Origin of the sequence: Collinsella tanakaei (assembly GCF_016900375.1) — a bacterium.
Classification (GTDB): Bacteria; Actinomycetota; Coriobacteriia; order Coriobacteriales; family Coriobacteriaceae; genus Collinsella.
The window spans coordinates 257,268-270,722 of sequence record NZ_JACJKB010000001.1; the positions used below are offsets into that span (position 1 = coordinate 257,268).

The window sequence follows — 13,455 nt, forward strand, 5'->3', positions numbered from 1 at the left end:
TTTGGACCGTACGAATCTCGTCGGCTTTCACAGGTCGTACACGCGAGGCATATCCTTTGTTCACCCGTCGGCAATCCCGGCAGCGTACAATAAGGCAGATACGGACCACAAGGGAGTTGAGATGACCCAGAGCACCGAGGAACACGGAATCGGAGAGCGCCCGGGCGAGCAGCAGCCCGTCATGACGCTGCCCGCTGCCGAATCCGATCGCGCGCCCGTCATCACCATCATGCACGCGTCCGTCGGCTCCGGCCATCGCGCGGCAGCCAATGCCGTCGCCCAGGCCATCGAGCGCATGCGCGGCACCGAGGGCATCCCCGAAAACGTTCGCGTCGAGGTCATCGATATCCTCGATTTCGGTCGTATCAAGTTTGACGGCAACAAGACCGCCGCATCCTTCACCGGCGCAACCCGCCCCATCTACGACATCACCTGGCGCTACACGCTAACCGGACGCCTCCTGTGGGGCGGTGGCACGGGCTGGTCGCGCGTGATGTTTCCCGCCTTCAACGCATACGTCGAGAACAAGCGACCCATCGCTATCATCGCCACGCACATCACGGCCGCAAACGTCGCCGTCGGCGCACGCATGATCACCGGCATCGACTACCCGCTCATCTGCATTCCCACCGACTACGAGATCGAGGGCTGGTGGCCGCACAAGGAAACCGACCTATTCTGCGTCGCCACGGAGTTCATGGCCGAGACGCTGCGCCCCCGTTTGGTCGAGGAGTCCCGCATCACAATCACGGGCATTCCGGTGCGAGGTGGCTTCGAGACGGAGTTCGATCTCGCAGAGAGCCGCAAGCGCTTTAACCTTCCGCTCGACAAGAAGATCGTCCTCGTCATGGCTGGCGCCAGCCTGCCGCAGCCGTATGTGCGCTTTCGAGCGGCGATGGAGGAGACGCTTCCCTACCTGCGCGGATTCGAGAACATGCACTTCGTGTTCCTGCCCGGCAAGGACGTGGAATACGCCGACCGCCTGCGTAGGATTTTCGGCGGCATGAAGCTCGAAAACGTCTCGATCATGGATTACGTCGAGGACATGGCCACGCTCATGCGCTGCTCCGACGTTGCCATCCTCAAATCGGGCGGCCTCGCCGTCACCGAATGCCTCTGCGCCCGCCTGCCGATGATCCTGCTTGGCAAATCGTACGGCCAAGAGAAGGCAAACACCACGATGCTCACCGGCTTCGGCGCCAGCATGCACGCCACGACCGCCCGCGAGCTCATCATGACGCTCAGGCACCTTCACGACAACCCCATCGCGCTCAAGGCGCTACTCGTCAACGCCGAGACGCTGCGCCGTCCCCATGCTGCCGAGGATATCGTCCGCGAGACCATGCGCCTTGTTTCCGAACCGCACCGCCCACGCGAACGCCACTTCGCCGAATTCTACTGGGGCGATAAGCCGGCGCATATCCGGTAAGCGTCGATACGCTTTTTCTTACCCGGAGGGCCGCAACGGATAACCCCATCAGAACGTCCTCGCCCTGCGGGCTGCGGGATTGTTCTGATGGGGTTATCCGTTGCGGCCCTCCGGGTAAGAAAAAGCGCCCCGTTGCAGAGGCGCTTCGAATGCAACCGTGTTATGCAGTGCCGCTCGAGCCGAATCCGCCGGCTCCGCGATCGGTCTCGTCGAGCTCGTCCACCTCGACGAGATGGACGATGGGAACCTGCTGGATTACGAGCTGGGCGATGCGCTCGCCGCGCTCGATGGAGATCGTGTTCTCGGGATCGAGGTTGACGGCGATGACCTTGAGCTCACCACGGTAGTGGGCATCGATCAGGCCGGGCGTGTTCGCTATGGAAAGACCCTGCTTGAGAGCAAGCCCGCTGCGGGGCTGGACGAAGCCGGCATAGCCGTCGGGAAGCGCAATGGCAAGGCCGGTTGGGATGAGCACGCGCTCAAAAGGCTTGATCTCCACCGAGGCGTTCGCGCGAAGATCGAGTCCGGCATCACCCTCATAAGCATAAGAGGGCAGCTCCACAGAGGGGTCAAGTCGCTTGATCGCAACGTTCAGTTCGGGCATCTCATCACCTCAACCTATTGAGCTCATCGATGAACTCATCGACATCCTGGAAATCGCGGTAGACGGAAGCGAAGCGGATATAGGCCACCTTATCGAGCTTCTGCAGGCGCTTGAGCACCATCTCGCCCAGCTCATCGGACTTCACGGCCGTAAGCGTACGCCCACGAAGCTCATACTCGATATCGTCGATCAGGCCGTTCAGCTGTTGCAGATCGATATCGCGCTTCGACGTGGCGCGCATAAGGCCGACGAGCAGCTTGTTGCGATCGAAGGGCTGCGAGGTGCCGTCGCGCTTGATGACCTCGATGGGATCTTCGCAGCGCTCGAAGGTCGTGAAGCGGTAGCCGCACGAACGGCATTCCCTTCGACGTTTGATGGCGTTGGTGGCGTCTTGCGTGCGGGAATCGACGACGCGCGTGTCGTCCTTACCGCATTTCGGGCAACGCATGGAACCCCTTTCGTCTACCAATCAACGACCTCAGGATACCATGTAAGACGAAGGCGGCCATAACAGACCGCCTTCGAAACCATCAACCACACGAATAGGACCTCGTGCGAGCAGCTATGCGGGAACGACAAGCGTCTCCCCCGCGCGAAGCATGCCATCGGACAGATCGTTCCATGCGCGGACGATATCGACCGTCTGGCGCGTGCTCACGTTGTCCGCGGGATGCGCCTCGGCGATAGCCCAGAGCGTATCGTCCGGGGACACCGTGATCGTCATGCGCTCCTCGGAAGCGAGAGCGCGATCGTACATAGCCTGACCTGCGGAGAGAAACTGAAGGCTGCAGGCGATGGCGGAGGCGACGATGAACAGCGCCAGGGCAGCGCGAATCAGCGTGTGGAGCGCATTCGCCGGACGGACAGTCTCAACGGCACTCTTACGAGGATGCGAAGCGGAACCGTCGATAACGGTGAAGACGGGACGGGTGGGCTCGAGTGCAAGCGCGAGGTTGCCATCGGTGAGCGTGATGCCGGTCATGTATATCTCCTCTCGTCGTGGTTGACGATAGTAGGTATATCGTCTCGCGCGGACATTTTCTCTAGCGTGAGAACGCGTGTTCGGGTATCATTATTAGCGAACAGTTGTTCCCCGTCAATACAAAATCGAACATCTGTTTGGAGAAAGGATACGCACATGGCCCGCAGCATCACGAAGCGCCAGCAGCAGATCTACGATTTCATCCGCTCTTACCAGCACGAGAAGGGCTATCCGCCCAGCGTGCGCGAGATGGCGGCTGCCGTCGGCCTGTCCTCCCCTTCCACCGTACACGCGCACCTCGCGGCGCTAGAGGACCATGGCCTTATCCGGCGCGACAAGACGAAACCGCGCGCCCTCGAGGTCTTCGAGCAAGACGGTGAACCCGCTCGCACACCCGAGGTCACCGAGGCGCCTGCTCGCGGCACGGTCTCGCTGCCGCTTGTCGGCCGTGTCGCCGCGGGCATTCCCATCCTGGCCGAGCAGAACATCGAGGATACCTTCACGCTTCCGACCGAGATCGCGACCGATGCTAGCTCCTTCGTCCTCGAGGTGCACGGCAACTCGATGATCAACGCCGGTATCTTCAACGGCGATTACATCATCGTCCGCGAGCAGCACAGCGCCATGAACGGAGAGATCGTCGTCGCGATGATCGATGGTGAGGCCACGGTCAAGACGTTCTACAAAGAGCGCGGACGCGTCCGCCTGCAGCCGGAAAACGACGCCATGGAGCCCATCTACGCGACGAACCCGACGATCCTGGGCAAGGTCGTCGGTCTCATGAGGCGCTTCTAGATATGGCTTCCGACGCGCTTACGTCCGATGCGCCCGCACCGCGCGGGCGCATCGCCTTCTTTGATACCCTGCGCGGATTCACCGTAATATCGATGGTGTGTTTCCATGCGGCCTATGACGCAGCCTATATCTACGGGTATGGGCTCGATTGGTTTTTGGATCCCATGATCCAAAACCTCTGGCGCGCCTCCATCAGCTGGGTCTTTCTGGCGCTTGCCGGCTGGATGTGCTCACTCAGCCGAAACAACGTTCGTCGCGGTCTGCGCTACGCTGCAGCCGCCCTTGCCGTCTGGGCGGCAACCTCAATCGCCGCTGTCGACACGCCCATCTCGTTCGGCATCATCTTCTGCATGGCGGCAAGTACGCTCATCTATGCGGCCGTAGCACCGGCTTTGAAGCGTATACCCGCAGGCATCGGCCTTCTGCTCTGCCTTGCGCTCTTTGCCGTAACCTACGGCGTTCCCGATGCCACGATCCCCTTCCGCGGCCTTTCCTGGCTCGGTTTTCCCGGACCGGGATTCGTTTCAGGCGACTACTACCCGCTCATACCGTTCACCTTCATGTACCTTGCAGGGGCGTTTGGCGCCCAGCTCTTCACAAAGCTCACGCACGGCTCCTATCCGGAGTGGATGCGGCGCTTCGACATTCCTCCGCTGCGCGTCATAGGCAACCACAGCCTTGCGATCTATCTGATCCACCAGATCGCCCTGGTCGGCATCTTTGAGGCTCTCGCGCTGCTTGCCTGAGACTCATACCAACTTCTCAAGAGAAACCCCGGTGCACGCAGTACAGGAGCCGTGCATCGGGGTTATCAATATCGAGCGCTCAAACGGAGAAGGCTTACTCAACGAGGTAGCGCGCGAGCGCACCGGCAATGCGCTCGGGCACCTTCGCCACGATGCGCACGCCGCCGCCATGGTATTCCTCGCTGATAACCGAGCCCTGCTCGCGAACGAGCTTAACGAGCGCTCCCTCGCGATACGGAATGTCTGCGCTGACGAGCCTGTCGGTCGCGGCGGCCTCGGCGGAGAGTCGCTCGAGCAGCTCGTCGATACCGTACTTCGTATGGGCGGAGAAGAAGACCGCCTGCGGATGGCGCCGCTTCAGCGTATCGAGCTCGTTGGCATCGATGAGATCGACCTTGTTGAACACCGTGACCGACGGGCGCTCGCCCGCGCTGATCTCGTCGAGCACGCGATCGACCGCCTCGGCCTGACGCTCATGATCGTCATCGGAGATATCGATGACCTTCAGGATAAGGTCCGCTCCGAGCACCTCGGACAGCGTCGACTTGAAGGCCTCGACCAAGCCATGGGGCAGTTTCTGGATGAAGCCGACCGTATCGGTGATGGTGACGGACCGGCCGCCCGGCAGCGTATAGGCACGCGTCGTCGGGTCGAGCGTCGCGAAGAGCTTGTCCTCGATAAGCACGCTCGCGCCGGTCAGCGCATTCAAGAACGTCGACTTGCCCGCATTGGTGTAGCCGGCAAGGGCGATGCGGAACGAATCGGAGGCGATACGGCTCTTTGCCTGCACGCCACGGCGCTTTTCAAGCTCCTTCAGCTCACGGCGCAGCGCCGCGATGCGGTTGCGGATCAGGCGGCGGTCGACCTCGAGCTGGCTTTCGCCCTGACCGAAACGGCTGCCGATGCCGCCGCGCGTCTGCTCCTTTGCCAGATGCGACCACATGCCGCGCAGGCGCGGCAGCAGATACTGAAGCTGCGCGAGCTGAACCTGCAGACGACCCTCTCGAGTCGTCGCATGCAGGCCGAAGATATCGAGGATCAGCGCGGTTCGATCGATGATCTTCGTCGGTTCACCGATCGTTCGCTCGAGATGGGACTGCTGCGCAGGCGTCAGATCCTCATCGAAGATGACCACATCGGCATCCAGGCGCCGAACCAGCCCCTTCAGCTCTTCGACCTTACCAGATCCGATAAACGATTTCGGAACCGGACGGTCCAGGCGCTGCGTGAGACGACCGACGACCACGGCACCCGCGGTATCGGCAAGCCTCTCGAGCTCATCGAGCGAACGGTCGACCGGCCACGCGCCGTCGCGCCATTCGACGCCGACGAGCACGGCCCGCTCGGGCTCTACCGCGGTGGAAAGAAACGAAAATCGCGTCACGCCGTCTCCTTGTTGACCTTCTGCACGATGTAATCGGCTGCGCCCTGCGCGTCCAGGGCATCCATATCGATCCACTCGATGCGCTCGTCGCGACGGAACCACGACAGCTGGCGCTTCGCATAGCGACGCGAGCGTAGCTTCACCGTCTCGATGGCCTCGTCAAGCGTGATTTCGCCCTCGAGCGCCTCGATAATCTCCTTGTACCCGATTGCCTGCCTCGACGTGAGGGCGTCCGACATGCCCTGGTCCATAAGGCCGCGCACCTCTTCGACCAAGCCGAGTTCGACCATGCGGTCCACGCGCTCGTCAATGCGACGGTACAGCCGCTCGCGATCCATCGTGAGCGCGAACTGCAGGCTCGGATACCAGGAGACGGGCTGCGAGAACCCGCTGTGCTGGTCGGCATACGACGTTCCCTCGTCGAGCATCTCGAGCGCGCGGACGGTCCGACGCACGTTGTGGGGGTGGATGAGCGCAGCACTTCTGGGATCGAGCTGCTCCAGATAGGCATGGATGCCTTCGTCGCCAAGCTCAGCCGCCATCTTCTGGTACTTCTCGCGCGAAGGGCTCTCGAGCTCGCCCGCGGGAAACCTCATGTCGTCAAGGGCGGCGCGCACGTACAGGCCCGTTCCGCCGCACAGCACGGGAACCTTGCCAGCGGCACGCAGGCGGTCGATCTCCAAACGCGCATCGCGCTGGAACAGAGCGGCAGAATACTCCTCGCCAGGATCCACGACGTCCACCAGCCGCAACGGAACGACACGCTCCGCCACCGGGGTCTTCGCCGTGCCGATATCCATACCGCGATACACCTGCATCGCATCGGCGGAAATGACCTCGCTGCCAAGTGAAGAGGCAACGAGATCCGCAACAGCGCTTTTGCCGGAAGCCGTCGGGCCTACGACGGCGATGACGCACGGGCCTCCGTCGTCAAAAGGACGGATAGCCGGCTCATCGCTCATCGAGGCTGCCCCACGACGCTGCCCGAAAGGTACCAGGTGCGAGCCGTATCGACCTTGACGTCAACGATGCGCCCGACCAGGTCGTCGACGCGCAGGCCCTCGGGAAGCGGCGCGTGAACGGTCTGGTTCTTGGGGCTCTTACCAAGAAGCTTGGTGGCGTCCTTCTTCGAGGTGCCCTCGACGAGCACCGGCACGACGGTTTCGAGGTCATGCTGGTTGAAGGCGTAGGCGCTGCCCTCGATGACCTTCACAAGCCGATTGAAGCGGTCGAGGATGACCTCGCGCGGCGTGTCGTCGGCGATGCGCGCAGCAGGGGTTCCCTCGCGGCGCGAATAGATGAAGGTGAAGGCCTGCGCATACCCGACGCGCTCGGCAAGCGAGAGCGTCTCGAGGAAGTCCTCCTCGGTCTCGCCCGGGAACCCGACGATGATATCGGTCGACAGCGCGATATCCGGAATGCGGTCGCGCACGCGGTCGATCAGGTCGAGATACTGCTCGCGCGTATAGCGGCGGTTCATCAGCTTGAGGATACGCGAGGAACCGGACTGCACGGCCAGGTGAAGCTGCGGCATGACCGCGGGCACCTCTGCCATGGCGTCGATCGTCTCGGGCAGCAGGTCCTTCGGGTGCGACGAGGTGAAGAAGATGCGCTCGATGCCGGTGTCGCCCAGGCGGCGCAGCAGCTCGGCGAAGCGCGGCGCACCGAACAGGTCGCGCCCATAGGAGTTCACATTCTGACCGAGCAGCGTGATCTCGCGCGCGCCCACGCGGGCAAGACCGGTGACCTCATCGACGATCTCGTCCATATCGCGGCTCTTCTCGCGGCCGCGCACATACGGCACGATGCAATAGCTGCAGAAGTTATTGCAGCCGGTCATGATGGGCACCCAGGCGCGATAGCTCTCAGCGCGATGCCATGGCATGCTCGTCGCCGGCTGCGCATCGGTCTCCTCGCAGCGAACATGGCGCTCGCCGTCGGTAAAGGCATCCTCGAGCAGCTCGGCCACATGGGCGATGGAATGCGTACCGAAGATGACGTCGACGTTGTCGAGGTTCGTCAGCAGGCCGGCACCGTCGCGCTGGGCGATGCAACCGCCGACCGCGACGACGCGACGCCCGCTCGGAGGAGCGGGAAGGCTTTTGCACGAGGAGCACTGGCCGTACAGGCGCGTATCGGCCGCCTCGCGAACGCAGCACGTCATGAAGATGACGATATCCGCATCCTCAGGCCCTGCAACCTCAAGCGCACCGCAGCTATCGAGCAGGCCGCTGACCCGCTCGGAATCGTGCATATTCATCTGGCATCCGAACGTGCGGATGAAATAGGTCTTACCGGAAAGAATGGATGTGTGCATACCCTACCCGACTCGAAGATTATCGTCGTTGACATCGAACGAATCGCCCGCATGAGACGTCAGCCGGTGCACGTACACCGACAGCCGAATGGCGGTACGCGATTCGCCGTTGATGAGGATATCGGAAAACACCGGCGCACACGAGATATCGAAGCCCGTGGGAATCAGAAACCCACGAGCGATGGCGATGGCCTTGATGGCCTGGTTGACCGCGCCCGCGCCGACGCACTGCATGTTGACGGGAACACCGTCCTTCACCATGCCGGCGATGGCGCCGGCAACTGAGGCCGGCGATGACTTACTCGATACCTTCAGGAATTCCATGGCTGCATTTCTCCTGCGTGCGGGTGCATTTAAGCATAATTAAAGTAACTGTACCCCATGGGCAGACACTCGGCAAGCTGCTATTCGTCCTTGCCGATGTCGAAGGTGACGACGATGCGGTCGCGCGTCACACGAACCCGAGGGTCCCCCTGAAGCGTCAGGTAGTAACGGTCGGCAAGCTCCGAAAAGCTGCGTTCCATACCGCGGGAGAACCTTTGTAGGTCCTCGCGGGCGATCTTGAGACCGCGGCGATCGCGCTCGAGGTCTACCGGCTTGTCCTGCGGGCGCGCGGCATGGGTGCGCTCGCGCAGCAGACGGGCGGACACGCTGCGCTGCGGCTTGATCGTGCCGGCAAGGATGCGGTGCGCCGTGCGCTCAGACACCTCGATGCCGATGCTCTCGGCGATGCACATGAAGTCAGATGCGTCTCCTGCCGACCCGAGCCGATCGACCACGGGGAGCTCCTCGGCATCGTCGATGAACAGCAGACGGCCCGCATCGACCGTCGATGACGCGTGCGAGAAAAGCGTCGCCGCGATCTCGGCGGGCGATCCGAGGTACACGTCGCAGCCGTGCAGCTCGCTCAAGGCGAAATCCGCCGCCGCGCGCACGATGTTATGGGGACCGCGCACGATGTGATAGACACCGGCCTCATCCTTCTCGGCAACGGGCCAGGTCGACTGATCGGCACGCTCGCTGAGCTCGGCGGTGTCGGCCACCACCTTGATGGCGGACCCGAGCCGTGGACGGGAGGTCACGACCTGCGCCGAGCGCGTGTTCTGCCGGATGGAGAACAGCGCCATGCCACGACCGTGGACGCCCCATTGGTCCATCTTCATGGACTCGAGCTTGGAGGTCACGCGCGCGTCGAAGATACGCTCGTGCATATCGGCCGGGATACCCGAGCCGTTATCGATGAAAAGGAGGGTGCGAACACCCTCCTCCTTCATCGTCGCGATATAGATCTTGGTGGCGCCGGCATCGCGCGCGTTGCGCAGCATCTCGATAACGATGTCCTCGACATGCTGGATATCGTGCTTTGCCTGACGGCGCTCAGCCTCCGAGACGCGCAGCCTCACAAAGCCTTCGCCGAGGTTCTCCTCGACGCGAAGGTTTCTCTCGCCCGACATGGCGGCGACGAAGGAGATGAGGTCGCTGGCGTCTCCCATGGGCGGCACCTACTTGGCGATGTCGACAGCGCGGCTCTCGCGGATGACCACGACGCGCACCTGACCGGGATACTCCATCTCGTCCTCGATCTGATGGGCGATATCGTGGGCGAGCACCGTCGCCTGGGCATCGGAGATCTTGTCGGGCTGGACCATGACGTGGACCTCGCGGCCCGCCTGCATGGCGTAGGTGCGCTCGACGCCCTCGTAGGAGTTCGAGATCTCCTCGAGCTTCTCAAGGCGCTTGATGTAGCTCTCAGCGGACTCGCGGCGAGCGCCGGGACGCGACGCGGAGATGGCGTCGCCAGCCTGAACGAGCACGGCGAGCACGGAATTCGGGTCGATGTCGCCGTGGTGCGCCTCGATGGCGTGGACGATCGCGGGCTTCTCGCCGTAGCGACGAGCGAGGTCGGCGCCGATCACGGCATGCGGACCCTCGACCTCATGGTCGATGGCCTTGCCGAGGTCGTGCAGCAGGCCGGCGCGCTTGGCCACACGCACATCGACGCCGAGCTCAGAGGCCATGATGCCGCAGAGCTCGGAGACCTCGATGGAGTGCTGGAGCACGTTCTGGCCGAACGAGGTGCGGTAGCGCAGGGCGCCGAGCGTCTTGACAAGCTCGGGGTGCAGATCGTGGATGCCGATGTCGAAGGCCGCCTGCTCGCCCGCCTCGCGCACGCGCTGCTGAACGAGATCGGAAGCCTTGCGATACATCTCCTCGATGCGCGCAGGGTGGATGCGGCCGTCGGCAATGAGGTTCTCCAGGGCGACGCGGGCGGTCTCGCGGCGAACCGGATCGAAGCTCGAGAGCACGACGGTCTCCGGGGTGTCGTCGATCACGAGGTTCACGCCCGACACCTGCTCGAAGGTGCGGATATTGCGGCCCTCGCGGCCGATGATGCGGCCCTTGAGGTCATCGGAGGGGATGTGGACGGTCGTGACCGTCACCTCGGCGGTGTGGTCGGCCGCGCAACGCTGGATAGCGAGCGAGATGATCTCCTGGGCAGTCTTGTGGCATTCGGCGCGCACATGCTGCTCGGACTCGCGGATGATGGAAGCGGCCTCGTGGGTCACCTCGCCGCGAACCTTGTCGAGCAGCTCGCGATGGGCGTCATCGCGGGTGAGCTCGGAGATGCGCTCGAGCTCGGAGGTCTGACGGGCCACGAGCTCATCGAGCTCGCGAGAACGCTTCTCGATCTGGCCAGCCTGGCTCGAGAGCTGGTGCTCGCGCTTGTCGAGCGCATCGTTGCGGCGGTCAAGGGATTCCTCGCGCTGCATCACGCGATTCTCGAGGGTGCGAAGCTCGCGCTTGCGCTGCTTCTCCTCGGCCTCGGCCGCCTGCTTGCTCTGGATGATCTCCTCCTTCGCCTCGAGGAGGGCCTCCTTCTTCAACGTCTCCGCGGTTCGCTTGGCATCGCCGATGAGTCGTTCTGCCTCTGCATGTGCGGACTGAATCTTCGAATCCGCCTCGCGGAGGCTACCGCTCTTGGCGCTGCGCATGGCGATGGCGGCAACGGCGGCCCCGATGACGAGGCACACGATGCCGATCACAAATTCCATGCTCAGACTCCTTTTGTATCTTCAAGTGCAACAGGAAACGAACCGCCCACGCGATGCAGGCGGTTTCGGACATTTGCTAGGGAATGGTCACCCCATATGAAATAGAACCTATATCTATCAATCTCATCGTCGATGAGCGCATATCACATAACAAATGACCTTGTTATCGTACGTTTACAAAGGCAGTCTGTCAAACACACCGAAGCTCTTGGGAACAGGTTCCACATCAGATGGTTTTCCAAGGTAGGAGCCGTGTTACCACATGTCCTGCTCCTCGTCGGAACCGTCCAGCCTTCGGCGGACGGCATCGGCGGCGATACCGTATGAAAACCCCTTTGACACCAAAAAACGCATGAGCTTATCGCGCGCATGCATATCGGGCACCGACTTGCGCGCAAGAAGGGCGCAGGCACGTTCAAGGTCGTCCTCATCGCTGAAGAACTCCTCGGGATACCCCGGCACATCTTCGGCGCGAACCCCTCGGCGCGACAGCTCGAGCTCGATGCGGCGTCTCCCCCATCCCTGCCGCTTGCGCTCCTCGATGAAATACGCGGCAAAGCGAACGTTATCGACGAACCGGTTCTCTCGCGCACGGGCGATCGCGGAGCCGATCGCGGGCTTGCGAAACCCCGATCGCCTGAGCTTGCGTGAAAGCTCCTCCTCGGCGTGGTCGCGTCGCGACAGCAGATCGACCGTCACCGCAAAGCAGACGCGCACCTCGATGGCAGCGAGGGACTCAAGAACCTCTTCGCGCGATGCGGGGAGCGCAGGCGGCTCATCGGCAACCGCACGCGCCACGCGCACGGGCAGCGAGATATCCTCGTGCGTGCCGTCCGCGTACGCAAGATGAATCGAAGCGGCAGCTCGATAGCCGGACGCCGCCGCACGTCTGCGTGCAGCGGCGTCCGGATACGTTATATCGAGTGCGCAGACCTCGACGGCACTCACGCCGTCACGTCCGCAGCTGCTGGCTCGATGGCCTCGCCCGTCGACTCGTCATCGAAATCGAGCCCGAAGTTCACGCGAACGCGATGCTCGATTTCGTCCATAAGCTCAGGGTTGCTGCGCAGGAACTCCTTGGCGGCCTCGCGGCCCTGGCCCAAGCGCTCAGTCTCGTAGGTATACCAAGCGCCCGACTTGGTGACGATGCCGGCGTCGACGCCCATGTCGAGAATCGAGCCCTCCTTGGAGATGCCCGTGCCGTACATGATGTCGAACTCAGCGGTGCGGAAGGGTGCGGCCACCTTGTTCTTTACGACCTTGCAGCGCACGCGGCTGCCCACGATATCCTGACCGTTCTTGATGCTGTCGATACGGCGGATGTCAATACGCACGGACGAGAAGAACTTGAGGGCACGGCCACCGGTCGTCGTCTCGGGGTTGCCGAACATGACGCCGATCTTCTCGCGCAGCTGGTTGATGAAGATGCAGGTGGTACGCGACTTGGCAAGCGAGCCCGCGAGCTTGCGGAGCGCCTGGCTCATAAGGCGCGCCTGCAGGCCGACCGAGGAATCACCGATCTCGCCCTCGATCTCGGCGCGCGGAACGAGCGCCGCGACGGAGTCGATGACGACGACGTCGATCGCGCCGGAGCGAACGAGCATGTCGCAGATCTCGAGTGCCTGCTCGCCGGTATCGGGCTGCGAGATGAGGACCTCGTCGATATCGACACCGATGCGTGCCGCATAGCCCGGATCGAGCGCATGCTCGGCGTCGATGAACGCGACGACGCCGCCCAGGCCCTGCGCCTCGGCGCAGATCTCGAGCGCGAGCGTCGTCTTACCGGACGACTCGGGACCGTAGATCTCGATGATGCGGCCGCGCGGAACACCGCCGATGCCGAGCGCCGCATCGAGCGCGAGCGCACCGGTGGGGATCGCCTCGATCTCGAGCTCCGGACCGCCGTCACCGAATTTCATGATGGAACCGGTGCCGAACTTCTTCTCGATCTCCGCCGTGGTGAGCTTGATCATGTTGTCGCGCTCTGCACCGTAGGTGCGCTCGTGAATCTGGCGCGCCGGTCCGGAACTTTTCGCCATGGGGTCCTCCTTCATGATGATATCCTCCCAGACTATAGTCGAACAGTTGTTCGGCGTCAAGCCGTAACGCGACTATGCTAACTACGGCAGTCTGGGATCGTTCCCG

14 protein-coding genes are annotated in these 13,455 nt (G+C 62.7%); 3 read left to right on the top strand and 11 right to left on the bottom strand.

Features of this window, described 5'->3' with window-relative positions:
- Positions 1-121: 121 nt before the first annotated feature.
- A complete protein-coding gene (locus H6A16_RS01165; RefSeq protein WP_239458098.1) occupies positions 122-1,429 on the top strand; it encodes an MGDG synthase family glycosyltransferase in 1,308 nt (435 codons plus the stop codon).
- Positions 1,430-1,589: 160 nt separating this feature from the next.
- On the opposite strand, the gene dut is transcribed toward H6A16_RS01165, so the two are convergent.
- The 3 genes from dut to H6A16_RS01180 form a co-directional block, all read right to left on the bottom strand.
- Positions 1,590-2,033, bottom strand: coding sequence for a dUTP diphosphatase (gene dut / locus H6A16_RS01170; RefSeq protein WP_204615405.1), 444 nt, complete (start codon positions 2,031-2,033; stop codon positions 1,590-1,592).
- 4 nt (positions 2,034-2,037) lie between these two features.
- Positions 2,038-2,481, bottom strand: coding sequence for a transcriptional regulator NrdR (nrdR, locus tag H6A16_RS01175; RefSeq protein ID WP_204615407.1), 444 nt, complete (start codon positions 2,479-2,481; stop codon positions 2,038-2,040).
- Between the two features lie 114 nt (positions 2,482-2,595).
- Positions 2,596-3,015, bottom strand: a complete 420-nt coding sequence (locus H6A16_RS01180; protein ID WP_204615409.1) for a LysM peptidoglycan-binding domain-containing protein — start codon at positions 3,013-3,015, stop codon at positions 2,596-2,598.
- 156 nt (positions 3,016-3,171) lie between these two features.
- On the opposite strand from H6A16_RS01180, the gene lexA reads away from it, so the two are divergent.
- Together lexA and H6A16_RS01190 are read left to right on the top strand one after the other, a co-directional pair.
- The gene (gene lexA / locus H6A16_RS01185) at positions 3,172-3,810 is read left to right on the top strand and encodes a transcriptional repressor LexA (RefSeq protein WP_204615411.1); all 639 of its coding nucleotides are present in this window, start codon (positions 3,172-3,174) and stop codon (positions 3,808-3,810) included.
- 2 nt (positions 3,811-3,812) lie between these two features.
- Positions 3,813-4,556 (top strand): heparan-alpha-glucosaminide N-acetyltransferase, encoded by a 744-nt coding sequence (locus tag H6A16_RS01190; protein ID WP_239458099.1) that lies wholly within the window; start codon positions 3,813-3,815, stop codon positions 4,554-4,556.
- Between the two features lie 94 nt (positions 4,557-4,650).
- On the opposite strand, the gene hflX is transcribed toward H6A16_RS01190, so the two are convergent.
- The 8 genes from hflX to recA all read right to left on the bottom strand — a co-directional run bounded on the left by hflX (position 4,651) and on the right by recA (position 13,349).
- Positions 4,651-5,940: a GTPase HflX gene (gene hflX, locus H6A16_RS01195; protein ID WP_204615412.1), complete on the bottom strand. Its 1,290-nt coding sequence runs from the start codon at positions 5,938-5,940 to the stop codon at positions 4,651-4,653.
- Complete coding sequence (miaA, locus tag H6A16_RS01200) at positions 5,937-6,902, bottom strand: tRNA (adenosine(37)-N6)-dimethylallyltransferase MiaA (protein WP_204615413.1); 966 nt, start codon at positions 6,900-6,902, stop codon at positions 5,937-5,939. The genes hflX and miaA overlap by 4 nt, the downstream gene beginning before the upstream one ends.
- Complete coding sequence (gene miaB, locus H6A16_RS01205; RefSeq protein ID WP_204615414.1) at positions 6,899-8,257, bottom strand: tRNA (N6-isopentenyl adenosine(37)-C2)-methylthiotransferase MiaB; 1,359 nt, start codon at positions 8,255-8,257, stop codon at positions 6,899-6,901. The genes miaA and miaB overlap by 4 nt, the downstream gene beginning before the upstream one ends.
- Positions 8,258-8,260: 3 nt before the next feature.
- Complete coding sequence (locus H6A16_RS01210) at positions 8,261-8,581, bottom strand: stage V sporulation protein S (RefSeq protein WP_204615415.1); 321 nt, start codon at positions 8,579-8,581, stop codon at positions 8,261-8,263.
- Between the two features lie 80 nt (positions 8,582-8,661).
- A complete protein-coding gene (locus tag H6A16_RS01215) occupies positions 8,662-9,750 on the bottom strand; it encodes an ATP-binding protein (protein WP_204615416.1) in 1,089 nt (362 codons plus the stop codon).
- 9 nt (positions 9,751-9,759) lie between these two features.
- Positions 9,760-11,310 (bottom strand): ribonuclease Y, encoded by a 1,551-nt coding sequence (gene rny / locus H6A16_RS01220; protein WP_204615418.1) that lies wholly within the window; start codon positions 11,308-11,310, stop codon positions 9,760-9,762.
- 255 nt (positions 11,311-11,565) lie between these two features.
- Positions 11,566-12,258 (bottom strand): RecX family transcriptional regulator, encoded by a 693-nt coding sequence (locus H6A16_RS10960; protein ID WP_204615420.1) that lies wholly within the window; start codon positions 12,256-12,258, stop codon positions 11,566-11,568.
- Positions 12,255-13,349 (bottom strand): recombinase RecA, encoded by a 1,095-nt coding sequence (gene recA, locus H6A16_RS01230; RefSeq protein ID WP_204615487.1) that lies wholly within the window; start codon positions 13,347-13,349, stop codon positions 12,255-12,257. The genes H6A16_RS10960 and recA overlap by 4 nt, the downstream gene beginning before the upstream one ends.
- Positions 13,350-13,455: the final 106 nt, after the last annotated feature.